Origin of the sequence: Modestobacter versicolor (genome assembly GCF_041028285.1) — a bacterium.
GTDB classification, from domain to species: Bacteria; Actinomycetota; Actinomycetes; order Mycobacteriales; family Geodermatophilaceae; genus Modestobacter; species Modestobacter versicolor_A.
Window position 1 is genome coordinate 13,788 of sequence record NZ_JABGDB010000006.1, and the last position, 22,512, is coordinate 36,299.

Annotated in this window: 24 protein-coding genes; 6 read left to right on the forward strand and 18 right to left on the reverse strand. The window is 75.9% G+C overall.

Features of this window, described 5'->3' with window-relative positions:
* Positions 1 to 9: 9 nt before the first annotated feature.
* From HL054_RS17685 to HL054_RS17695, 3 genes are all read right to left on the reverse strand, one after another.
* The gene (locus tag HL054_RS17685) at positions 10 to 876 is read right to left on the reverse strand and encodes a hypothetical protein (protein ID WP_369140368.1); all 867 of its coding nucleotides are present in this window, start codon (positions 874 to 876) and stop codon (positions 10 to 12) included.
* Between the two features lie 40 nt (positions 877 to 916).
* Positions 917 to 1,669 carry a 3'(2'),5'-bisphosphate nucleotidase CysQ gene (locus HL054_RS17690; RefSeq protein WP_369140369.1) on the reverse strand — a complete coding sequence of 251 codons (753 nt, stop codon included), beginning with the start codon at positions 1,667 to 1,669 and terminating at the stop codon, positions 917 to 919.
* A gap of 78 nt (positions 1,670 to 1,747) precedes the next feature.
* On the reverse strand, positions 1,748 to 1,972 hold the full coding sequence (locus tag HL054_RS17695) for a hypothetical protein (RefSeq protein ID WP_369140370.1): 225 nt from the start codon (positions 1,970 to 1,972) through the stop codon (positions 1,748 to 1,750).
* Between the two features lie 163 nt (positions 1,973 to 2,135).
* Here HL054_RS17695 and HL054_RS17700 point away from each other — a divergent pair, with 163 nt between their 5' ends.
* Complete coding sequence (locus HL054_RS17700) at positions 2,136 to 2,534, forward strand: VanZ family protein (protein ID WP_369140371.1); 399 nt, start codon at positions 2,136 to 2,138, stop codon at positions 2,532 to 2,534.
* On the opposite strand, the gene HL054_RS17705 is transcribed toward HL054_RS17700, so the two are convergent.
* Complete coding sequence (locus tag HL054_RS17705; RefSeq protein ID WP_369140372.1) at positions 2,522 to 4,294, reverse strand: ABC transporter ATP-binding protein; 1,773 nt, start codon at positions 4,292 to 4,294, stop codon at positions 2,522 to 2,524. The two genes, HL054_RS17700 and HL054_RS17705, sit on opposite strands and share 13 nt — an antisense overlap.
* A gap of 38 nt (positions 4,295 to 4,332) precedes the next feature.
* Between HL054_RS17705 and HL054_RS17710 the strand changes: the two genes are divergently transcribed.
* Both HL054_RS17710 and HL054_RS17715 read left to right on the forward strand, forming a co-directional pair.
* Complete coding sequence (locus HL054_RS17710; protein ID WP_369140373.1) at positions 4,333 to 4,857, forward strand: helix-turn-helix transcriptional regulator; 525 nt, start codon at positions 4,333 to 4,335, stop codon at positions 4,855 to 4,857.
* Complete coding sequence (locus HL054_RS17715; protein ID WP_369140374.1) at positions 4,854 to 5,477, forward strand: response regulator transcription factor; 624 nt, start codon at positions 4,854 to 4,856, stop codon at positions 5,475 to 5,477. The genes HL054_RS17710 and HL054_RS17715 overlap by 4 nt, the downstream gene beginning before the upstream one ends.
* Before the next feature lie 49 nt (positions 5,478 to 5,526).
* On the opposite strand, the gene HL054_RS17720 is transcribed toward HL054_RS17715, so the two are convergent.
* Positions 5,527 to 5,688, reverse strand: coding sequence for a hypothetical protein (locus tag HL054_RS17720; protein WP_369140375.1), 162 nt, complete (start codon positions 5,686 to 5,688; stop codon positions 5,527 to 5,529).
* 114 nt (positions 5,689 to 5,802) lie between these two features.
* On the opposite strand from HL054_RS17720, the gene HL054_RS17725 reads away from it, so the two are divergent.
* On the forward strand, positions 5,803 to 6,624 hold the full coding sequence (locus HL054_RS17725) for a hypothetical protein (RefSeq protein ID WP_369140376.1): 822 nt from the start codon (positions 5,803 to 5,805) through the stop codon (positions 6,622 to 6,624).
* Here HL054_RS17725 and HL054_RS17730 read toward each other — a convergent pair.
* From HL054_RS17730 to HL054_RS17755, 6 genes are all read right to left on the reverse strand, one after another.
* On the reverse strand, positions 6,607 to 7,788 hold the full coding sequence (locus tag HL054_RS17730; protein ID WP_369140377.1) for an asparagine synthase-related protein: 1,182 nt from the start codon (positions 7,786 to 7,788) through the stop codon (positions 6,607 to 6,609). The two genes, HL054_RS17725 and HL054_RS17730, sit on opposite strands and share 18 nt — an antisense overlap.
* On the reverse strand, positions 7,785 to 8,225 hold the full coding sequence (locus HL054_RS17735; RefSeq protein ID WP_369140378.1) for a lasso peptide biosynthesis B2 protein: 441 nt from the start codon (positions 8,223 to 8,225) through the stop codon (positions 7,785 to 7,787). Before HL054_RS17735 ends, HL054_RS17730 begins: the two co-directional genes overlap by 4 nt.
* Entirely contained in the window at positions 8,222 to 8,497 is a 276-nt protein-coding gene (locus HL054_RS17740; RefSeq protein ID WP_369140379.1) for a PqqD family protein, read from the reverse strand. Before HL054_RS17740 ends, HL054_RS17735 begins: the two co-directional genes overlap by 4 nt.
* On the reverse strand, positions 8,494 to 9,294 hold the full coding sequence (locus HL054_RS17745; protein WP_369140380.1) for a hypothetical protein: 801 nt from the start codon (positions 9,292 to 9,294) through the stop codon (positions 8,494 to 8,496). The genes HL054_RS17740 and HL054_RS17745 overlap by 4 nt, the downstream gene beginning before the upstream one ends.
* A complete protein-coding gene (locus HL054_RS17750) occupies positions 9,294 to 10,451 on the reverse strand; it encodes a nucleotidyltransferase family protein (protein ID WP_369140381.1) in 1,158 nt (385 codons plus the stop codon). The genes HL054_RS17745 and HL054_RS17750 overlap by 1 nt, the downstream gene beginning before the upstream one ends.
* A gap of 66 nt (positions 10,452 to 10,517) precedes the next feature.
* Positions 10,518 to 11,837, reverse strand: coding sequence for a UDP-glucose dehydrogenase family protein (locus HL054_RS17755; protein ID WP_369140383.1), 1,320 nt, complete (start codon positions 11,835 to 11,837; stop codon positions 10,518 to 10,520).
* Positions 11,838 to 12,310: 473 nt separating this feature from the next.
* On the opposite strand from HL054_RS17755, the gene HL054_RS17760 reads away from it, so the two are divergent.
* A complete protein-coding gene (locus HL054_RS17760; protein WP_369140384.1) occupies positions 12,311 to 13,126 on the forward strand; it encodes a hypothetical protein in 816 nt (271 codons plus the stop codon).
* Positions 13,127 to 13,289: 163 nt separating this feature from the next.
* Positions 13,290 to 14,381, forward strand: a complete 1,092-nt coding sequence (locus HL054_RS17765; RefSeq protein ID WP_369140385.1) for an LCP family protein — start codon at positions 13,290 to 13,292, stop codon at positions 14,379 to 14,381.
* A 40-nt stretch (positions 14,382 to 14,421) separates the two neighbouring features.
* Here the strand turns inward: HL054_RS17765 and HL054_RS17770 are convergent, their stop codons facing one another.
* The 7 genes from HL054_RS17770 to HL054_RS17800 all read right to left on the reverse strand — a co-directional run bounded on the left by HL054_RS17770 (position 14,422) and on the right by HL054_RS17800 (position 22,491).
* Positions 14,422 to 15,741: a UDP-glucose dehydrogenase family protein gene (locus HL054_RS17770; RefSeq protein WP_369140386.1), complete on the reverse strand. Its 1,320-nt coding sequence runs from the start codon at positions 15,739 to 15,741 to the stop codon at positions 14,422 to 14,424.
* Positions 15,742 to 15,792: 51 nt separating this feature from the next.
* Complete coding sequence (locus HL054_RS17775) at positions 15,793 to 17,340, reverse strand: sugar transferase (protein ID WP_369140387.1); 1,548 nt, start codon at positions 17,338 to 17,340, stop codon at positions 15,793 to 15,795.
* A 271-nt stretch (positions 17,341 to 17,611) separates the two neighbouring features.
* Positions 17,612 to 19,210: a lipopolysaccharide biosynthesis protein gene (locus HL054_RS17780; RefSeq protein ID WP_369140388.1), complete on the reverse strand. Its 1,599-nt coding sequence runs from the start codon at positions 19,208 to 19,210 to the stop codon at positions 17,612 to 17,614.
* Positions 19,207 to 19,935 carry a hypothetical protein gene (locus HL054_RS17785; RefSeq protein ID WP_369140389.1) on the reverse strand — a complete coding sequence of 243 codons (729 nt, stop codon included), beginning with the start codon at positions 19,933 to 19,935 and terminating at the stop codon, positions 19,207 to 19,209. Before HL054_RS17785 ends, HL054_RS17780 begins: the two co-directional genes overlap by 4 nt.
* Positions 19,932 to 21,341, reverse strand: coding sequence for a hypothetical protein (locus HL054_RS17790; protein WP_369140391.1), 1,410 nt, complete (start codon positions 21,339 to 21,341; stop codon positions 19,932 to 19,934). The genes HL054_RS17785 and HL054_RS17790 overlap by 4 nt, the downstream gene beginning before the upstream one ends.
* A complete protein-coding gene (locus tag HL054_RS17795; RefSeq protein ID WP_369140392.1) occupies positions 21,338 to 21,802 on the reverse strand; it encodes an acyltransferase in 465 nt (154 codons plus the stop codon). Before HL054_RS17795 ends, HL054_RS17790 begins: the two co-directional genes overlap by 4 nt.
* Positions 21,799 to 22,491: a hypothetical protein gene (locus HL054_RS17800; RefSeq protein WP_369140393.1), complete on the reverse strand. Its 693-nt coding sequence runs from the start codon at positions 22,489 to 22,491 to the stop codon at positions 21,799 to 21,801. The genes HL054_RS17795 and HL054_RS17800 overlap by 4 nt, the downstream gene beginning before the upstream one ends.
* Between the last annotated feature and the right edge of the window lie 21 nt (positions 22,492 to 22,512).

Below are 22,512 nucleotides of genomic sequence, written 5' to 3' on the forward strand. Positions count from 1 at the left end.
CGCGAGGGGTCAGTGCGGCAGGTACCCGGGCCGCACCGGCAGGGTGCCGGGGGCGTCGACCGTCTCGGCGTCCGCCTGGCGGCGGAGCAGCCAGGCGGCCGGCAGGACCAGCCGCGGTGCCACGCCGACGAGCACGGCGGTGAGCACGGCGGTGGCGCCGACGACCTCACCGCTCTCCTCCACGAAGGTGGCGAAGGCGAAGAGCGGGGACGCGCCGGAGACCTGCCAGACGGCGGTCGAGACGCCGGAGAGCACGACGGCCGCGCCGGCGTACAGGGCGAGGGCCGTCAGCACGCGGCGACGGTCCCGCCGTTCGCCCGCGCTGAGCCGCCACAGGACCACGAGCGCGGTCCCGGCCACCGCGGCGCTGACCGCGACGGCGAGGACGGGGCGGCTGGCGAGGCCGGTGGTCTCCAGCGCCCGCACGTGCACCGACCCGCCGGCCTTGACCTGGGCGACGAGGGCGACGAGCACGCCGACCCCCAGCCACCACGGACGGCGGTCGGTGCTGCGGGCCGCACCCACGAAGGCGCCGAGGGCGGCGACGGCCAGGACGGCGGCGACGGTCATCCGGGGCAGCGACAGGGGGGCGTCCATGGACAGCAGCCGGAGCGGGCCCTCGTCGGTGCCGGCCAGCCGCGCTCCGAGGCCGGCGGCCTCCAGCGTGACCCCGGCGCCGATGAGGGCGACCGCGAGCGGCGGCACCGGGAGCCGGCGGCGGGGCGCGCGGACGGCGGCGGGCGGCAGCCCGTCCAGCACCCAGTCGGTGCGCGCCCGGGAGCGGTGCTCGGCGATCCGCAGCGCCTTGCCCACGACGACCGCGAGGACGACGGAGACCGCCGTCCACCCGACTACGACCCAACCCCACCACGGCATGAGGCGACCATCGGCAGCCCGGCGCCCCTCCTTGAGGGGCTCAGCGGCCGGGGACCACCCCGGCGAGGGTGTCCAGCAGCCGGGCGGCGAGCTCCGGCCGGCAGACGAGCAGGTCGGGCAGGTACGGGTCGGGCTGGTTGTAGCGCAGCGGCGAGCCGTCGAGCCGGCTGGCGTGCAGGCCCGCCGCGCGGGCGATGGCGACGGGTGCGGCGGAGTCCCACTCGTACTGCCCGCCGCCGTGCACGTAGGCGTCGGTCGTCCCGCGGACGACGGACATCGCCTTGACCCCGGCCGAGCCCATCGGCACCAGCTCGGCGCCCAGCTGCGCGGCGACGTCGGCGACCAGGGCCGGGGGGCGGCTCCGGCTGACCGCGAGCCGCATCGGGCCGTCGGCGCGGCTCGGCGCAGCCGGGACGTCGCCGCTGCCCAGCGTGGCGCCCTCGGCCGGCAGCGCGACCGCGCCGGCGGCGAGCTCACCCCGCTCCCAGAGGGCCACGTGCACGGCCCAGTCGGCGCGGTCGAGCTCGGAGAACTCCCGGGTCCCGTCCAGCGGGTCGACGATCCAGACCCGGCCGGCGGTCAGCCGCACCGGGTCGTCCGCGCCCTCCTCGGACAGCACCGCGTCGTCCGGGCACAGGGCGGCCAGCCGGTCGACCAGGAAGCGGTGCGCCTCGGCGTCGCCGGCGGCCTTGCGGGCGGCGGCGTCGGGGAAGTCGCGCTGCCGGACCTGCAGCAGGAGCTCCCCCGCGGCGGCCGCGAGGGACCACGCGATCTCGTGGTCGGCCGGTGTCATGTGCGGGCTCCCGTCAGCTGGGGAGCCCCATCCTGACGGTCGGCAGGGCGGCCGGGCTGCGCCGGGGGTCGCCTGCGGTCAGGCGGTGCCCCGGCGGTCGTCGCCGGGCACGTCCACCCGGCGCTCGGGCCGCCCGGCGTCCTCCTCGAGCAGCGGCCGCAGCATCCGCTCGAACTCCTCGTCGATCCGCCGGCGCCGGGCGACGTCCCGGCGCTCGCTGAGCTGCACGGCGACCCCCAGCCAGATCGCAGCAGGCAGCGCGACCGCCGTCCAGGCGACCAGCACCCAGCCCCACCACGTCACCGTCCGGCCCCTTCGTCGCTGCAGCGTGACCCCCAGGTTGACCTGCGCATGATCATCCGTGCAACCGTTGCCACGACACGCCCGACCGCGGGTACGGCCTGCGTTCGGCCGGGCACCGTGCGTCCACCGGTCCCGGCCCGCCGCTCCCCGTAGCGTCGTGGGCGTGCACCGGACGGCCGCGCGGACCCTGCTGGTCGGCTACCTCGTCGCCGCCGCGGCGCTGACCCTCGGGCCGCTGCCGGAGACCCTGCTCTTCGCCGTCGTCGACGCCCTCCGCAGCGTCGTCGAGCTGCCCCGCCTGCGCACCGCCGCCGCCGTCGAGCGCGGGGCGAACGTCGTGCTGTTCGTGCCCCTCGGCGCGCTGCTCTGCGTGGCGCTGCCCCGGTTCTCCCCGGCCGTGGTGTGGCTCGGCTGCCTGGCCGGCTCCGCGGCGGTCGAGGCGGTGCAGAGCGCACTGCCCGGCCGGACGTCGACCCTGGACGACGTGCTGGCCAACGGCCTCGGCGCGGCGGTGGGCTGCACCTCGGTCTGGTGGCTGCGGCGGCGCCGTCAGTCGACGTAGGCCTCGGCCTGCAGGTCGTAGAGCTCGGCGTACCGGCCACCCGCCGCGAGCAGCTCCTCGTGCGTCCCGGACTCGACCACCCGGCCCTCGTGCAGGACGTGGATGGAGTCGGCCAGCCGCACGCTGGAGTAGCGGTGCGAGATCAGCACCGCCGACCGCCCGTCCAGCACCCCGCGGACGTCGCGGAACAGCTCGTGCTCGGCGCGCGGGTCCAGCGCCGCGCTCGGCTCGTCCAGCACCACCAGGTCGGCGTCCCGGTACAGCGCGCGGGCCAGCGCGATCCGCTGCCATTGCCCCCCGGAGAGGTCCGACCCCTCCTCGAGCTCGACGCCGAGCACGGTGTCCTGCTGCTGCGGCAGGCGGGCGACCGCGTCGCCGAGCCCGACCCGCCGGACGGTGTCCTGCACCCGGCCGACGTCCGCGGGCCGCCCGCTGTCGGAGATCGCGACGTTGTCGACGACCGACATCTGGTAGCGCAGGAAGTCCTGGAACAGCACGCTGGTGCTGGCCCGGAGGTCGTCCATCGGCAGCGCGCGGCCGTCCCACCGGACGTCGCCGGCGGCCGGCCGGTAGAGCCCGGCGATGACCTTGGCCAGCGTGGTCTTCCCGCTGCCGTTCTCCCCCACCAGGGCCACCACCCGCCCGCGGGGGACGTCGAGCGAGACCCCCTGCAGCGCGGGGCGGTCCTGCCCCGGGTAGCTGAACGAGAGGTCGCGCACCTGGAGCCCCTGCTCGAGCCGCTGCCGGCTGCCCGGGTGCTGCACCGGCGGGTGCTCGTCGAGGAAGGAGGCCAGGTCCGCGAGGAACGGGGCGGACTCGACCAGCTGGCCGACCGTGCGGAAGACGGTGGTGAGCTGCCCGCCGAGCAGCCGGGCCGCGATGGCCGCGGCACCCGCCTCGGGCAGGCCGATCCGGTCGGTCGCCGCGAGCCAGACGATCACCAGCAGGGCCAGCGCCAGGCCGACCGCCGAGGTGGCCAGCCCGGCGAGGGCGTACCGCTGGCGCTGCCGGACGTGCGCCCGCAGCAGCGTCAGGTGGGCCGCGTCGTCGGCGGCGTGCCGGCGGAGCAGCTCGGGCGCGGCGTCGAAGGCACGCAGCTCGGCGGCGGTGACGCGGTGGCTGAGCAGCGCCTTGAGGTAACCCCGGCGCTGGGTGGAGGCGGTGCTCCGGCGGGCGAAGCGGAACTCGGCGCTGCTCGCCCGGCGGGAGATGAGCACGGCCGGCACCCCGGTGAGCACCAGCACCGGCACCAGCAGCGGGGCGATCGCGAAGAGCGACACCGCCATCGCCACCGCTCCGATGGCCGCCCCGCCGAGCCCCAGCAGCGACGAGACGACCGACAGCGGGCGGCTGACCGCGTTGCCCCGGACCCGTTCCAGCCGGTTGAGGAAGGAGGTGGACTCGTAGGTGAGCAGGTCGACGCCGGCGCACGCGGCGAGCAGCCGGCGCCAGACGTGCTGGGACACCTTCTCCCCCAGCAGCCGCTGCTGGAGCGACTGCAGCACGCCGGCGGCACCGGAGACCGCGGTCGTCAGCGCCAGCAGGAGCAGCGGCAGCACCAGCCCGGCCGCCGGCTCCTCGGACAGGACGGCGGTGAGCGCGAGCTGGCTGGAGAGCACCAGCCCCAGCGCGGACAGCGCGCCCACGACCTGCAGGGCCACCGCGACGAGCGTGCCGCGCCGGTCGGCGGACCAGACGGTGGCGACGGCGGCGAGCACGGGGGTCCGCAGCGCGGTGCCCAGCCCGCGGGTCAGCCGCACGGCAGGGAGTCTAGGGGCCGCTGTCCTAGCATCTGGCCATGTCAGCGGCCGGGCAGGACGGCTCCGCCGCGGTGGTCGTGGTCGGTGTGGTGGACGCGCGCCGGCTCGTGCGCGACCAGCTCGGTGCCCTCCTGGACGCCGACCCGCGGCTGCGCGTCGCGGCCGTGCACGCCGACTGGGCGGCCGCCGCCGACGACTTCGGGCGCACCGACGTGTGGGTCGGTGCCGGGGGTGCAGCGCACGTGCCGCAGGTCAGCGTGGAGCACCTCGACGTCGGCCGCCCGCGGGAGCTCTGCGACCACGTGCTCGCCGCGGCGTCCGGACCGGTCGTCCCGGCGGCGCCCCCGGAGGGGCGGGCCGACGGCGGGCCACCCCTGTCGGCGCGGGAGCGGACGGTGCTCGAGTCGGTGGCCGGTGGGCTGACGGCCGCGGAGATCGCCGTCGAGCTCGGCATCTCGACGAAGGCGGTGGAGAACGCCCGGCGCCGGGCGATGACCAAGCTGGGCGTGGACACCCAGGTGGCGGCGGTGCGCCGGCTGTTCGAGCTGCGGGGTGACCGGTGACGGTCCCCGCGCTGCGGGTCCTGGTCGCCGGCGACTCGGCGCTGGTGCGGTCGGTGCTGCGCGCGGCGCTGGCCGGCTCGGCCGACGTCACGACCGCCGCGGACGCCGAGCAGGTGCGCGCGCTCGGCCCCGACGTGCAGGTGCTCGTCTCGGGGGTGGACGTCGGCGGCGTCCCGCTGGTCGACCTGCTGCCCGGGGTGCTGTCCCGCGGCACCCGGGTGGTGGTCGTCTGCACCCGCGCCTCGGTGCAGCAGGTGCCCGAGCTGCTGCTGCACGGCGCCGGTGGCCACCTCGTGCTGGAGGAGTGCACCGCCCAGCAGCTGACGGCGGCGGTCGAGGACGCCGCGCTCGGGGTGGCGCACCTGCACCCCGGCGTGGCCACGCTGATCCTGCAGCAGTGGCGGGACGCGCGGAGCTCGGCGGCCCAGTCGCTCACCGCCAAGGAGCGGGAGGTGCTGCAGGCGATGACGACCGGGGAGCCGGTCAAGACGATCGCCCGGCAGCTGGGGCTCTCGGCCCGGACGGTGGACAGCCACCGGTCGCGGATCTACGTGAAGCTCGGGGTGCGCACCCACGCCCAGGCGGTGCAGCGCGCCTCGGAGCTGGGACTGCTCGGCTGACGGGGCTGCACCGTGCCCGCCGTGGCGGCCGGCACGGTGCAGCGGTGGGTCAGGAGACGTTGGCGTACGGCTCGTCGCCGATCCCGACCGAGGTGCCGCCGGGGATGTTGAGGATGATCCCGTCCGCGGAGCCGAAGTACTTGCCCTGCAGGGTCATGTCGTGGAGCGACCCGATGGTGGTGATCGCAGGGGCTTCGTAGTCCTCGTGCACAGTTGCTCCTCTCGTCGTCGTGAACGGACAGTAGGCTCGCCCGCCGTGCCGGCACACCGGGCAACTTCACCTAGGTGAACGTCGGCGGGACCACGACCGGGGGGAGGTCCGCACGTGCCGACCGGCTGCTACGGCATCACCCTCGACGGCCTCCCCGGGGCGGCCGGCCTGCTGCGGCCCACCGCGCCGGGCGACCCGGTGCTGCACGTCGCGCAACGCCGCGGCCAGGAGGAGCCCACCCACCCCGGCATCTCCGACGACCGCGCCGCCTACCCGATGGCCAACGGCGCCGGCACCGTGCTGCTGGACCGGGCCGCCGGCTCGCTGGCGTACGTCACCGGCGCCCCGCTGCCCGACCGGCACGTCGTCCACCCGCACCTCGCCCTGCCCGCCTCCGTGGTCGCCCGCTGGTCCGGCCGGGACGCGCTGCACGCCGGTGCGTTCGAGGTCGACGGCGGCGCCTGGGGCGTGCTGGGCCCCCGGGACTCGGGCAAGAGCTCGCTGCTGGCCCAGCTCCACCTGCTCGGCGTGCCGGTGCTCAGCGACGACGTGGTGGTCGTCGCCGACGGGCAGGTGCTGCCCGGCCCGGGCCTGGTCGACCTCCGCCGCGGTGCGGCCGGGCACTTCGGCGTCGGCGAGGCGCTGGGCGTGGTCGGCCGCCGGGAGCGGTGGCGGGTCGAGGTGCCGCCGGCGACCGCGGCGCCGCTGCGCGGCTGGCTGCTGCCGGCCTGGGGCACCGCCGGGCTGCAGCGGGTGCCCCCGACCGCGCGGCTGCCGGTGCTGATGACCAACGTCGCGCTCCGGCTGCCGCCGCCGGACCCGGCACGGTTCTTCGAGCTGGCCGGCGTCCCGGTGCTGCAGTGGAGCCGGCCGCGCGACTGGGCGCAGCTGGAGCAGGGCACCCGCCGGCTGCTGGAGTCACTGCCCGCGGCGTGACCGCCCGCTGTCGACGAAGGCCGCCTGCAGCAGCGGGTAGGTGCGGGCGTCCGGGTCGGCGGAGTGCCACACCCGGCGCAGCGCCTCGACGTCGACCAGGCCGTCGTCCACGCCCGACCCGTCCCAGGTCCGGGCGAACTCCTGCGTCTCCGGGCCCCAGAACGCGCCGTTGAACGACGCCTTGCCGACCCGGGTGAGCACCTCGCGCGGCAGCACGTCGGCGAAGAGCCCGATCGTCTCGCGCGACCGGTGCCGCGGCCCGGCCCGGCCGCGGTCGGCGGCGATGCCGCGGAGGAAGCACGGGTCGGCGAACGGGTGCACGATCGCCGCGCCGTACCCGCCGGCCATCAGCTCCAGGCTCTGCACGACCACCGAGAAGTACCGCATCGCCCACCAGTGGCGCAGCACCGCGTCGTCGTGCCGCACGGGCTCGGCCAGCCGCAGCGCGGCGAAGCCGTCCCGGACGGCGGCGTCGGCGGCGGGCAGCAGCCAGGTGGGCGGGTCCATCGGCTCGGGACGGCGGGCGAGCACCCGGCGCCGCAGCGGGCGGGGCCCGGCGGCACCGGCCAGCTCCAGCAGGTCGGCCGGCCGGGGGCGGCGCTGCCGGGTGAGCACCCAGTTCAGCCGGTCCCAGGCCCACCCCGGCGACATGATCTCGTCGCCGCCGAAGCCGGTGACCAGCGTGCCGCCGGCCGCCCGCTCCGCGATCGGTGCGTGGAACATCGTGTTGAACGGCCAGAGCACGCCGTGCCGGTCGAACTGGGTGCGGGCCAGCGGGCCGACGAGGTCCAGCTCGGTGTCCACCTCGACGCGTTCCCAGTCCGGCACCCCCAGGCGGTCCACGACCCGCTGCTGCCAGGCGGTCTCCTCGGCGGCGGGCACCCCGGCGAAGCGGAGGCTGACCGCGACTGGCAGCGGCAGGCCCTCCCGCCGGGCCACCGTCACCGCGACCGCGAGCACCGCGGAGGAGTCCCGCCCACCGGAGAAGCTGACCACGCAGGGCGGCCGGCGCAACGCCTCCAGCAGCACGGTCTCGAAGGCCTGCCGGGCACCCGGGGCGCCGGGCAGCGGCCGGGGCAGCCGCCGGGTGGGGTCGGTGCCCAGCGGGACCCCGGCCGCGAGCTCCAGCGGCGAGAGCTGCCAGGCGGCCGGGCGGCCGGTCACCGCGGCGCCAGCCGGTGGATCTCGCGGTACTGCCGGGCCAGCACGTCACCGCCCTCGATGTCGAGCCAGGCGTGCGCGCGGACGCCGTCGTCGTCCCGGGCCACCCCGATGACCACCTCGCAGGGCACACCGTGCGCGGCCAGCCACGCCTGCAGGACCAGCGAGCGCTCCAGGCAGGTGGGCGCGGTGCGCCGCAGCACGGCCTGCACCCCCCGGCGGGCGCCGCTGGGCAGCGGCGGCGGTGGGGTGACCACCGTCGACAGGCCGTCCACGGGGAGCCGCCGCCTCGCTGCCCGCAGCGCCTTGTGCGCCCACCACGCGGCGCGCAGGGTGGCCGGGCCGGCGCGCGGCGCGAGCGGCGCGTGCCGGTAGGCCCGCCACTCGGCGGGGCCGTGCAGCGTCGAGAGGTGGACCGGCCGGCCCGCCGGGACCGTCACCCCTCGAGGACGTCGCGGGACCGGGCGTCGGCGAGGAAGGCCGCGACGTCGGACTCGGCCCGGGCCCGGTCGAGACCGAAGGCCTCCTGCAGCGCGTCGACCAGCGCCGCCTCGGTGGTGCCGCCGGCGATCGCGGTCCACAGCACCGAGCCCGCCCGGTTCACGCCCAGGTAGTCCGAGGTGCGCAGGTCCAGCACGATCACCTCGCCGTCGGCCTCGCGCCAGGACACCGCGCCCGGCCGGAACCGGATCTGGTCGCCACCCTCGGTCACGTCGTCCGCCCTCCCGCTGTGGTGCCGCGTCGCGCGACCGCCCAACCGTAGTCACCGGTCCCCCGCGCGACGAGGACCAGACCGGCGGCCTCGACCTCCTCGCGCACCTGGCGGCCGGTGAAGTGGTGCACGAAGTTGGGCGACAGGGCGTCGCCGAGCAGCGGCGGCGGCGCTCCCCGCAGCCGGCGCAGCAGGCCGGCGACCCGCGCCGTCACCCAGAACTGCCGGCGTCCCGGGGGCATGGGGAAGTAGGAGAACGCGACGGGCCCCCGGTCGCCGGTGGCCGCGGACGCCGCCCGCAGCAGCGCCACCCGCTGCGCCCGGGTCGGGACCAGCATGTAGGAGCCCCAGCCGAGCAGGACGGCGTCGGCCCGCCCGGCGTCGTCCGGCCACGCGGAGCGGGCGCTGGGCAGCACCCGCGCGCCGTGGCCGTCGGCCGCGGTCAGCACCGACCCGGCGGACGCCAGCGCGGCGTTGGGCTCGTGGCCCCAGGCGTCGTGGCCCCGGGCCAGCAGCTCGAGCACCTCGCGGCCGCCGCCGGCACCGAGGACGACGACCCGGCCGCCCGCTGGGAAGTGGGCGTCGACCAGCTGCTCCTCCCAGGGCTGGAAGCCGCTCCGGTTCCAGGCCTCGGAGCGGTACATCTCCTGCCCGTCGTAGTAGCGCTCGTCCAGCCGGGCCAGCTGGGCCTCCGTGAGCACGCCCAGCCAGAGCCCGTCCCACGCCCCGCGGACCACGGACACCCCGCCCTCGAGCAGCCGCTCGCCCCGGACGTAGAGCTCGAGCCAGCCCGGCATCACCCCACCTCCTGGGCCACCGCGTCGAGGTAGGCGGCCAGGTCGCCGACGTCCCCGGAGGGGTACAGCGTCGAGCCCGGGTCCTGCAGCGGTGAACCGGCGACCCGGACCGGCGGGCGGGCGCCGAGCCGCCGCCGGAGCCGCGTGCCGCCGAGCACCACCACGCTGGCGTGCTCGGCGGAACCGACCACCAGCCGCGCCGCCCAGCCGTCGGAGTCGCTGCGCGCCGCGGGCACCCGCCTGCCGACGACCGTCTCCGCCGCCCGCCAGCTCGGCCCGGCCAGCGACCCGATGACGCCGCGCGGCACCGGCGCGCCGAGCAGCCGGCGGCTGCGGGCCAGCACCAGGCCGACGACGCGGCCGACCCGCCACTGCCGGGCGACCCGGACCACCTCGGCCCAGTCGACCGGCGTCTGCTCCACGGTGAGCGCCACGTCGAGCAGCCAGCCGAGCCGGCTGCCACCGGCCAGCCCGGCGTGCAGGCAGAGGTGCACGAGGGCGTCGGCCGGGTGCAGCACCCGCAGCGGGCGGCCGCCGACGTCGTCCGTGCGGGCGCGGTCCAGCAGCTCCCCGGTCGAGACCGACGTCCAGCGGCGCCGCCGGGACCGGTTGACCAGGCTCCAGTGCAGGTCGACCACGGTGCCGCGGCCGGCCTGCACCGCCACCTCGCCGGGCAGTTCCGCGCGCATGAGGGTGAAGTTCCGGCTCAGCAGCCCGCCGCCGGCCGTGGTGAGCGCCCGCAGGGCGTCGGCCAGCCGGGCCGGGGGCACCAGCAGGTCCAGGTCCGAGGCGGAGCGGTGCAGCCCGACCCGCTGGTACCGGGCGGCCAGCACCGGGCCCTTGACGCACGCCCACGGGATGCCGGCGGTGTCGAGCCGGACCGCGGAGTCGGCCAGGTCGGCGTCCTGCACCAGTCGGCGCTGCACGGCCCGGCGCTGCCGCTGCACGGCCTCGGTGGCCAGCTCGCCGGGCAGGCCCGCGACGAGGTCGCCGAGCGCGGCGAGGACCGGCCACCCGCGGTGGTGGCCGACCGCGGCCGCGAACACCTCCGTCGGCAGCCCGGGCGGCCAGCCGGGCACCGGGCCGGCCCCGCTGCGCGCCCGGCGGAACAGGGCGACCAGCAGGGCGTCCGCCTGCGAGGTCGGTGACCGTGTCACGCCGTCCACCTGTCCGCCCGGGGTCGGGCGCCGGTGGCGCTCCGCTGCCGAGCGATCACCCTACGGTCAACCGGCGCGGCGGCCCAGGGCGCGGTAGCTCCAGCCGGCGGCGGTCCACGCCTCGCGGTCCAGCGCGTTGCGCCCGTCGAGCACCCGCTTCCGCGCCACGACCTCCCCGAAGGCGACGGGGTCGAGGTCCCGGTACTGCTGCCATTCGGTCAGGAGCAGGACCGCGTCGGCCCGCTCGGCCGCCTCCTCCGGGGTGTCGGCGAAGTCCAGGTGCGGCCACTCGGCGCGGCTGTTGGCCAGGGCGGCGGGGTCGGTGACCCGGACGACGGCGCCCTGCAGCTGCAGCTGCGCCGCGACGTTCAGCGCCGGGGAGTCCCGGATGTCGTCGCTGTCGGGCTTGAAGGCCGCCCCCAGCACCGCGACCCGCTTGCCCAGCAGCGAGCCGTCGCAGACCTCGCGGGCCAGGTCGACCATCCGGATCCGCCGACGCATGTTGATGGCGTCCACCTCGCGCAGGAACGTCAGCGCCTGGTCCGCCCCCAGCTCCCCGGCCCGCGCCATGAACGCCCGGATGTCCTTGGGCAGGCAACCGCCACCGAACCCCAGCCCGGCGTTGAGGAACTTCCGGCCGATCCGGTCGTCGTGCCCGATCGCGTCGGCCAGCTGCGTCACGTCCGCGCCGGTGGCCTCGCACAGCTCGGCCATCGCGTTGATGAAGGAGATCTTGGTGGCCAGGAACGAGTTGGCCGCGGTCTTCACCATCTCCGCGGTGGCGTGGTCGGTGACGACCTGCGGGGTCCCGGCAGCCACGATGGGGGCGTACACCTCGTCCAGCAGGGCGCGGGCCCGCTCCCCGTCCGGGCCGGCCGGCAGCCCGTAGACCAGCCGGTCGGGGTGCAGGGTGTCCTGCACCGCGAAGCCCTCCCGGAGGAACTCCGGGTTCCACGCCAGCAGCGCGCCCGGGACCTTGCCCTCGACCAGCTCGGCCAGCCGCGCGGCCGTGCCCACCGGCACGGTCGACTTCCCGGCCACCAGCTCGCCGGGGGCCAGCACCGACAGCAGCGACTCCACCGCCGCCTGCACGTACCGCAGGTCCGCCGCGTACTCGCCCCGCTTCTGCGGCGTCCCGACGCACACGAAGTGCACCGCCGACCCGGCGGCGTCGGCCACGTCGGCGCTGAACCGCAACCGGCCCGACGCCAGGCTGGTGCCCAGCAGGTCCTCGAAGCCGGGCTCGTAGAACGGGGCCCGCGCGCGGTTCAGCAGACCGACCCTGCGCTCGTCGACGTCGACGCCCACCACGTCGTGACCCAGCTGCACCATCGAGGCCGCGTGGACCGCGCCCAGGTAGCCGCAGCCGATGACCGAGATCTTCATGGACTTCGTTCTCTCCCCGGGGACGGCCGGCCGGCACTGGCACCGTCCCGCAGACGCTAGGTGAGCGGTGACCCCCTGCGCCAACGCGGGACCGGCCCGCCCGGCCACCGACCTCCAGGTGCCGCCTCGCGGCGTGTCGTTGGCGACGCGCCGTGAGCGTGTAGGCACTCCTTGCCATGCGAACTACGTTCGTGGAAGTCGGTTCGGGGACCGGCGCACTTGGGGGGACACACAGGGTGTACAGCGCAGCGCACGGCCCGGAGGACACGGGCCGCCACCGCCGGGTCGAGGCAGCAGCACTGACGGACACCGGTCGCCACCGGGCCGTCGCCCTGCCGGCACCGCCCGCGGCACCCGCGCCGGCACCTGCCCGTCGCCGGCACGCCGCGGACGCCGCGCCCGCGACCCATCCCGACGCCCGGGTGCAGCCGCGCGGCCGCCGGTCCCGCCGTCTGGTCGCCGGGACCGTGCTCGTGACGATCGCCTTCGCCCCCGTCCTCGCCCGGTCCAGCAGCGCGCTCGGCATGCACGACGCCGTCGCCGCCGAGGTCGCCGCCAACCCGGACCGGGCCGACGACACCCTCGAGGCGCTCAGCCGCGGCGGCGCCCTGGTCGGTCTGGCGACGCCCACCCCGGCGGCCGGCCCGGCCACCGCCGGACCCGAGGAGCCGGCCGGCACCCCCAGCGGCCGGGCGGGCGGCACCGCCACCGGCAGCACCACGCGCACCACCGCCGGCGGCACCTCCGCCCCGGCGGACGCCGCTCCGGGGAGCACCCCGGCCGACGCCGGCGCGCCCGCCCCGACCGGCACGTCGGCGACCGACCCCGGCACCGGCACGACGGCGACGACCGGGTCGACCGGGGCCGTGCCGTCGGAGACCGGGACCAGCACCCCGACGACCGGCAGCACCGGGTCCACCCCGCCGACCGGGACCACCGGGTCCACCGCGCCACCCGTCGTCGTCCCGCCCGTCGTCGTCCCGCCCGTCGTCGTCCCGCCCGTCGTGGTCCCGCCCCTCGTCCTCCCGCCGCCCGTCGGCGACAGCGACGACACGGAGCAGGCACCCGAGGCGCCGGAGGAGACGGTCACCGGGTCGGCACCGGCCACCAGTGCGGCCTCGTCGGCGTCGCGCACCCCGCCCGGCAGGGACGCCGACCGCACCCGGCCCGGCCGGGGCGACGTCGCACCGCAGAGCACGGACGACGCGGCACCGACCGGGTCACCCGCGCCCACGGGCAACCCGGTCGAGGACCTGATCGCCACGATCACGGCCACCATGGGTGGCTGACGCTCCGCCTGCCCACTGGCGCCAGCCTCCCGTGCTCACGCAGAGTCACCCGTTCGCCTCGGATCCCGCGCCCTAACGGGTGATCACCGGCCGGACACCCCTGCACGACTCCGCTGCGTAGCTACTTTCCGGATCAGTCACATCCGGAGAGCAAGGGGTCGTCATGAGCGTGCACGCGCCTGCAGTGGACGAGGCGGAGCTCGTCCTGCGCTCCGCGTTCCCCGAGCACGAGGAGCCGACGCGACGGCGTCCGTCGTGGATCCGCCGGACCCTGGTCGGTCTCGGCGCGCTCGCCGTCGTGCTGGCGATGGTCGTGGGCGGCGGTCTGTGGTTCCTCACCGACCGCTACGCCGGCAACATCGAGCGCGTCGGCGACGTCTTCGCCGCGCTCCAGGACAGCTCCCGACCGGCCGCCCCCACCGCGGCGCCGACGGCGACGGCCGTGCCGATCACCTTCCTGCTGGTGGGCTCCGACACCCGCGCCGAGATCGCGGCCGGCGAGCTGCCCGACGCCCGCTCGGACGCGATCATGCTGGCGCGCTTCGCCGGCGACCGGGAGCACGTCCAGGTCATCTCGATCCCCCGCGACTCCTGGGTCGACATCCCCGGCCACGGGTCGAACAAGATCAACGCCGCCTACGCGCTGGGCGGTCCGTCGCTGTTGGTGCAGACCGTCGAGCAGCTCACCGGGGTGCGCATCGACCACTACGCCGCGATCGACTTCGCCGGTCTCACCGAGGTCACCGACGACCTCGGCGGCGTCGACGTCGTGGTGCCGACGACGACGAGCAACGGGCCCTACACGTTCACCGCCGGCCTCAACCACCTCGACGGCGACCAGGCGCGCTGGTACGTCGGCCAGCGCTACGGGCTGCCCGGCGGCGACTTCGACCGGGTCAAGCGCCAGCAGAACTACCTGCGGGCCACCTTCACCAAGCTGTTCAGCCAGGACGTCTTCACCTCCCCCGGCCGGCTCGACGCCACGATGCTGTCGGTGACCGGCGCGGTGGCGGTGGACGACGGGCTCAGCGACACCGACCTGCTGTCCATGGCCTACTCGCTGCGCGGGCTGACGCCGTCCGACGTCCAGTTCTTCACCGCCCCGGTCCTGGGCACCGGCCGGGAGGGCTCGGCCAGCGTCGTCTACCTGGACCGGACCACCGGCGAGCGGATGTGGAGCTACCTCGGCAACGACTCGCTGGGGCAGAACGCCGCCGAGTTCGCCGACGAGGCACTGCCCGCCGTCACGAACTGAGCCCCTGACCGGCGCCGCAGGCGCCGGTCAGGGGGACGCGTCAGCCGGCGCGGCGGCCGAGGGCGCGGTAGCTCCAGCCGGCGGCGGTCCACGCCTCGCGGTCCAGGGCGTTGCGCCCGTCGAGCACCCGCTTCTGCTTCACGACCGACCCGAAGACGGCGGGGTCGAGGTCCCGGTACTCCTGCCACTCGGTCAGCACCAGGACCGCGTCGGCCCGCTCGGCGGCCTGCTCGGCGGTGTCGACGACGTCCAGCTGCGGCCAGCTGCGCTTGATGTTCTCGTTCGCCGCCGGGTCGGTGACCCGGACGACCGCACCCTGCAGCTGCAGCTGCGCCGCGACGTTCAGCGCCGGGGAGTCCCGGATGTCGTCGCTGTTCGGCTTGAACGCCGCGCCGAGCACGGCGACCCGCTTGCCGACCAGCGAACCGTCGCAGACCTCGCGGGCCAGGTCGACCATCCGGATCCGCCGACGCATGTTGATGTTGTCGACCTCGCGCAGGAAGGTCAGCGCCTGGTCCGCGCCGAGCTCGCCGGCCCGGGCCATGAAGGCGCGGATGTCCTTGGGCAGGCAGCCGCCGCCGAAGCCGAGGCCGGCGTTGAGGAACTTGCGGCCGATCCGGTCGTCGTGCCCGATCGCGTCGGCCAGCTGCTTGACGTCGGCGCCGGTGGCCTCGCACAGCTCGGCCATCGCGTTGATGAAGGAGATCTTGGTGGCCAGGAAGGAGTTGGCCGCGGTCTTGACCATCTCCGCGGTCGCGTAGTCGGTGACCACCTGCGGCGTCTGCGCGGCCACGATGGGCGCGTAGACCTCGTCGAGCAGCGCCCGGGCGGTCTCGCCGGGGGCCCCGGCCGGCAGGCCGTAGACCAGCCGGTCCGGGTGCAGCGTGTCCTGCACCGCGAAGCCCTCGCGGAGGAACTCCGGGTTCCACGCCAGGATCGCGCCGGGCACCTTGCCCTCGATCAGCTCGGCCAGCCGGGCCGCCGTGCCGACGGGCACGGTGGACTTGCCGGCGACGAGCTCGCCGGGGGCGAGCACCTCGAGCAGCGACTCCGCGGCGGCCTCGACGTAGCGGAGGTCGGCGGCGTACTCACCGCGCTTCTGCGGCGTCCCGACGCACACGAAGTACACCGCCGACCCGGCGGCGTCGGCCATCGCGGTGCTGAACCGCAGCCGGCCCGAGGCCAGGCTGGTGCCCAGCAGGTCCTCGAAGCCGGGCTCGTAGAACGGCGCCCTGGCCTGGTTCAGCGAGTCGATCTTGGGCTGGTCGACGTCGATGCCCACGACGTCGTGGCCGATCTCGGCCATCGAGGCGGCGTGCACCGCGCCCAGGTAGCCACAGCCGATGACGGCGATCTTCATGGTGTACGAGCTCCGCTCAGTGGGGTGGTGCGACGGGGGGTGCGGACCGGGTCAGTAGGCACCGGAGCCGCGGAAGACCGCGCCGAGGGTCTTCCAGAGGATCATGAAGTCGAAGACCAGGGACCAGTTCTCGACGTAGCGCACGTCGATGCGGACCGAGTCGTCCCAGCTCAGGTCCGAGCGGCCGCTGATCTGCCACAGCCCGGTGATGCCGGGCTTGACCAGGAACCGGCGGTGCATGTCGAAGCCGTAGCGCTCGGCCTCCTTGGGCAGCGGAGGGCGCGGCCCGACCAGCGACATGTGCCCGACCGCGACGTTGAACAGCTGCGGCACCTCGTCGATGGAGTAGCGGCGCAGCACCCGGCCGACCCGGGTGACCCGGGGGTCGGCCTTCATCTTGAACAGCACGCCGTTGCCCTCGGAGTGCTGCTCGAGCGCCATGACCTGGGCCTCGGCATCGACCACCATGCTGCGGAACTTCAGCATCGAGAACGGCTGGCCGTCCTGGCCCAGCCGTACCTGGCGGTAGAAGACCGGACCGCGGCTGGTGGCCTTGATCGCCACGGCGATGCCGAGGAACGCCGGCAGCAGGACCAGCGTCGCGAGCACCGCGACGGTGCGGTCCACCAGGCTCTTGGTGAGCCGCCGCACGCCGCGGAGCTCGGGGCGCTCCACGTGCATCAGCGGCAGCCCGCACACCGGCCGGATGTTGACCCGGGGGCCGACGACCTCGGTGACGGCGGGGGCGAGCAGCAGCTCGGCCCGGGTCTTCTCCAGGTCCCAGCCCAGCCGGCGCAGCGCGGGGCCGTCCAGCTCCGGGCTCGGCAGCACGGCGACGGTGTCGACCTCGTAGCGCTTGACCACCTCGACCACCTCGTCGAGGTCGCCGAGCACCGGCAGGCCGTCGAAGTTGCCGCTGACGGTCGCGCCCGGCAGGCAGCAGCCGACGACGTCGTACCCCTGGCGCCGCTCGCGGTCGATCTGCTCGTGCAGCGCCGCGACGCCGCCGCGGTGGCCGACGAGCAGCGTCGTCTGCAGGTAGCGCCCGCGGTCCCGCTGCCGGTGCAGCCAGTACCGCATGCCGTAGCGGGCGAGCAGGGTCAGCGCGGTGGCCAGCGGGATGGCCACGACGACGAAGCCGCGGGCCACCTCGACCCGGAAGGCCCAGGAGACCGTGCCCACCGTGGCGAGCAGGAAGAGGGCCGCGACGAAGACCCGCCGGAACTCCTCCGGCCCCGCCCAGAGGAACCGGTCCTCGTAGCTGCGGGACAGCAGCATCGCGACCACCCACGCCAGCGGCAGCAGGGCCACCGACCAGGCGGGCGCGGTCGTGGCGAGCTGGCCCACGGCGGTGTCGAACCGGATCGTGTAGCCGATCTCGGCGCCGACCAGCGCGCACACCAGGTCGACGCCGACCAGGGCGCGGACGTAGCGGGACCGCCAGGCGCGGCGCGCCTCGGTGCCCAGGCCGCGGGTGCCCGGCCGCCAGGTGCTCAGCGGCCCGCCCCCACCGCCGCTGCCGGCGCCGGTGCGGTTGCCGACCCGGTGGGCGCCACCCGGGGCGGTCGTCGCCGCCCGTCGGCTGTCCGTGCTCGTCACAGGGCGACCTCAGCCGTCGTCACAGGTCCTCCGTCGTGTGTCACACCCGTTGCCGGGGCCCCCGTGACCGTGCCGACGACGCTGTCCGGCTCCCCCAGCCTGCCCGCTACCGACCGGTAATGGCATCCGCAGAAGGTGAACAACGCGTCACATCGGGGGCACGCTGCGGAGTTGGACGCAGCGTCCCACGCGCGGCAGGCGACTGACCTGCCGATACGCTGAGTAGTTGAAACTGCACGATCGGTATACCGATCGTGGCGTGTGACGAGGCTCATGCCGCCTTCCTCCGCCGGACGACGGACCTCAGGTCGCGCAGCGTCCCGCGGAAGAGCAACAGCCCGACCCCGGCGTAGACGGCCAGCGCCAGCAGACCGCCGCCGGCGACGACGCCGAGCTCCGCCCACAGCCCCTCGACCGGCGGCAGCAGGGCCAGGCCACCCGCGACGACCGCGAACACGGCGAGCCCGCCCGCGGCCGGTGCGGCCCACTGCCGGAGGTAGCCGGGCACGGACAGCCCCATCGCCGTCCGGAGGGCCCGCAACCGCAGCGGCCACACCACGTACTGCCGCGCGGTGACCGCGACGGCCACCGCCACGATGCCGAACGGCACCGCGACCAGCACGGCCAGGACCCCGACGACGCACTGCACCGCGGTGATGACCAGCGCGAGCCGCGACCGGCCCACCGCGATCAGCGCCGTCCGGTCGAAGACCAGCACGCTGTTGAGCGCGCCCATGACGCAGAGGACCTGGGCGATGAGCACGCTGGTCGCCCACTGCGGCCCGAACACCATCGGGACGACGACCGGCGCCAGCGCGGCGAAGGTGGCGTAGGTGAACACGCCGATGGCCGCGGACGCCCCGGTGAGGGAGAGGAAGGCCCGCCGGAACCGGGGCAGGTCGTCCTGGACCTTGGACAGGGCGGTCAGCGAGACGCTCTGGATCACCGCGGTCTGGACGTCGCTGAGGATGCTGATGATCCGGGTGCCCACGTAGTAGTAGCCCAGCGCCGAGGGGCTGATGAAGGCGCCGATGACGAACTTGTCGGCCTGGGCGTTCACGAACGCGAACAGCTGGATGCCGATGACGGACAGGCCGACGCCGCGCAGGTCGCGCAGTGCCCGCCGGCTGAACCGCAGCCGCGGCCGCCACGGCAGCACCGCCCACAGGACGACGACGCCCACGGCGGCGGAGGTGATGCTCTGCGCCACGATCGCCCAGACCCCGCCGCCGAGGACCGCGACCACGACACCGACCACCCCGCCGAGCAGGTTGGACACCACCCGGCGCTGGGTCAGCCGCTTGAAGCCGAAGTCGCGCTGCAGCAGCGCGGCCGGGGTCAGGCTGAGGGCGGCCAGCGGCAGCGTCACGCAGAGCACCTGGAGCACCGGCGCGAGCTCCGGGGCGCCGAGGGCCGCGGCGATCGGCCCGGCCAGGGCGACCAGCACCCCGGCCAGCAGCACCGAGCTGCCCAGCGACACCCAGAACGCCGACTCCGGGTGCTCCCGGTCCAGGTCCTTGCGCTGTACCAGGGCGTCGGAGAAGCCCTGCTCGGCGAAGACCTGGAACAGCGCGACGAAGGTCGCCGCCAGCGCGGCGACCCCGATGTCGGAGGGGTCCAGCAGCCGACCGATGACCGCGAACACGACCAGCGAGGCGAGCCGGTTGACCCACTTGTCCGCGGCCACCCAGAACACCGAGTTGACCGTCCGGCTGCGCAGCTCGCCCGGCGCCGGACCGGACGGTGCGGCGTCGAGCGGTGCGGCGTCGAGCGGTGCGGCGTCGAGCGGTGCGGCGTCGAGCGGCGGGGTGGCGACGGGCGCACCCGACGCGGTGGTGTCCGCCACGGAGCGGGCACCGGGCGTGGTCACGGGACGGGCTCCCGGACCGGCGCCGGGGCCTGCCCCACCTCCGCGGACACCCGGGCGGCCTCCCGGCGGGCCGCGCGGCGGCGGGACCGGCGCGCTCGGGCCCGGGCGCCGGCGAGCACCAGCCGGTCCAGCAGCACCGCGGCGAGCAGCGCGACCAGCACACCGACCAGGGCCAGCCCGACGACCGAGCGGAGGCGGTCCGGGTAGGACCGCAGCGGGTAGTCGGCCGGCGAGCCGACGGCGGTGGTGAACAGCTGGTCCTCCGGCGCGCCGGCGTCCAGCTGCACCCGCCCGACCTCGACCTCGGCGCCGGCGACCAGCCGGGTCATCAGGTCGCTGGCGCCCTCCGCGGTGCTGCTGACGGTCGAGAGCTCCACCAGCTGCGCGGCCTGGTTGTCCCAGCCGGCGCTCGCGGCACCGCTCCCCCCGGCGAGGACCTGGTCCTGCACCACGGCGGTGTTCAGCGCGTCGGCGAGCACCGCGGCCAGCGTCGAGCCACCGGTCTGGGCGTTGAACGGGTTGGTGGTGAGCCCACCGCTGCCGGAGGTGGGCAGCCGCGCCTGGACCAGCGACGGGGAGGGCACCACGACCAGGGTCGCGGTGACGGTGTAGCTGGGTTCGGCGGCCCGGTGCGCCTGCACGGCGCCGACGGCCGTCAGCGCGAACACGATCAGGAGCACGTACCACCGTCGGGCGCACGCGCGCAGGACGTCGGTGAAGGTCACTGTTCCTCTGTCTCTGTGGTGGGGAGGGCGGAGCGGTCGGCCGACGCCGTGGTCGGCCAGGCGCTGCGGACGACCACGGAGGTCAGCCCGACGAGGACGAAGACCAGCAGGGCGCTCTGCTGGAAGGCGAGGGTGTCGAAGGTGTAGGCGGCGACCCCGGAGGCGACCAGGCCGGCGACGAGCGCACCGGCCAGGCTGGAGCGCTCGGGGTCGCGGGTGCCGGTGCGGGCGGCGACGGCGTTGCACACGACGGGGCCCAGCAGCAGCAGCGCGAAGCCGAGCAGCGACACCAGCCCGCCGCGCACCAGGAAGCCGAGCCACTGGTTGTCCAGCACGCCGTCGCCGCTGGTGAGCACACCACCGAGCCACGGGCTGCGGTCGAAGACCTCCTGGACGCCGACGTAGTCGGCCAGCCGCCCGGAGATGCTGTCGTCGGCCGCGCTGGAGTCGGTGGCCACCCCGCCGAACAGCTCGACGAAGGCGTCCACCACCCGCGGGACGGCGACGACGGCCAGCGCCGGGGCGAGCACCGCGCCGGCCAGCACCGCCCAGCGCTGCGCCCTGGTGGCGAAGGGGACGTAGAGGAGCAGGCCGACGGCGATGCACAGCAGCCCGGAGCGGGACAGCGCGAACGGCGTCGCCAGCGCGATGACCCCGGCGGCCGCCGCGCTGGCCACCCGCCGGGCCGGCGTCGCGGCGAAGCGGCTGAGGTGGATGGCCAGCGGCAGGGTCACCGCCAGGCAGACGGCGAACTCGATCGGGTGCGAGGTGGTGCCCAGCACCCGGACGAAGTCCAGCCGCTCGCGCAGCTGGCCGGGGTTGGAGGTGAAGGCCATGCCCGGCACCCGGACGACGTCGGCCCAGCTGAGCGTGGCGCCCATCGCCTGCACCAGGCCCACGCCCGCGTTGAGCACGCTGCCGGCGACCAGCCAGCCCAGCAGCCGCCGGGCACCGGCCAGGTCCCGCACCGCCACGGCGATGAGCAGGGTGATGCCGATGCCGGCGGTGAGCACCAGGACGTAGCGGAGGCTGGTGGCCGCCGCGGTCGCGTCCAGCGTCCGCCCGGTCTCCACCCCGTAGCTGAACAGCGCCTGGGCGAGGAAGAGCAGCGCGATCACCACCACCGGGTCCACCCGGTGCCGCACCTGCATCCGGCGGCGTCCCCGCACCAGGCCGAGCGCGACCAGCAGCAGGGCCGCGAAGCCGAGCAGCCGGCCGGGCGACCCGTTGGACTTCAGCGGCCCGGCCAGCACCACCTCGCTGGGGAAGACGAACAACACGGCGCAGAAGACCGCGGCCAGGGCGGCCGGCGGCCCCGCGCCGGGCGGGGGGGCCAGCCGCTCCTCCAGCGGGAGCCGGTGGCTGCCCCGCTGGGCACGGACGGCGCCGGTGGTCGGGGCGCTCACGAGCCGGGACCGGGCACCGGGTCGGGGACGGCGTCGGCCGAGCGGAACCGGCCGTACCGCCCGACCTCGATGTCCCGGCGGATCACCACCGCCGGGTTGCCCGCCACGATCGTGCCCGGCGGCACGTCCTTGGTCACGATCGCGCCGGCGGCCACGATGCTGCCGTCGCCGACGGTGACCCCGGGCAGCAGCATGCTGCGGGCGCCGATGAAGCAGTTGCGCCCGACGACGGTGTCGGCCTTGACGCCGCGGGTGCGGTCGTGGCAGAGGATCGTGGCGCCGATCGCCACGTAGCTGTCCGGGCCGACGTGCACGCCCCGCGGGTAGGTGCGGTCGAAGTACGCCGACAGGGAGAACATCGCGGTCGGGGCGATGTGCATGCCCCAGAGGCGGTTGTAGTACTGGCGCTTGGCGCCCTGCAGGGCCTGACGCAGCAGGCGCAGCCGGTTGAGGCTCCTCATCGGTGCCCTCCTCGAGGGGTCGCCCCGCTGTGCGCAGGGGTCGGGCGGTCGTCGGGGGTGGGGGCGCCGTCCCGTCCGCGGCGGCGCTGCAGCAGGGCGGTGTCCAGCGCGACGGCGAGGGTGACCGCGGCGAGCGTCCCGGCCCCGACCACGAGCACGGTCATCCGGCGCCGGTCGGGGGTGGTCATCGCCGGCACCTCGGCGTCGGAGCCGGGCAGCACCTGGAAGACCGCGTCCGGCGTGACGCCCTGGGCCTGCTGCAGGTCGGCCAGCGACTGCCGGGCGGCGGCCACGGCTGCGTCGAGCGCCACGGCGGCGCTGTCCTGCTCGTCGCCGGTGGCGGCCAGCAGCACCAGGCTGGGCCGCAGACCGTCCCAGCTCGCGGTCGCCGAGGCGCCGTCGGGGAGGCCGGTCAGCACGCTGTCGGTGGCGACGGCCCGGCTGACCAGCAGCGCGAGGGTGGCCGCGGAGCTGAACGGGTTGGTGTCGCCGGGGCCGTCCTCGCCGGCCGCCGCGTCGCGGGCCGCGGTCAGCCCCGGCGAGGGCACGACCACCAGCGTCGCCGACGCCGACCAGCTGGCCTGCACGCCGTTGCCGAGCTGCAGGGCGAGCAGCACCGACGCCGGGACGACCAGCAGCAGCACGTACCAGCGGCGCAGGCAGCCGCGGACGACGTCCATCAGGTCCACGCGACACCTCCCCGGCACGAC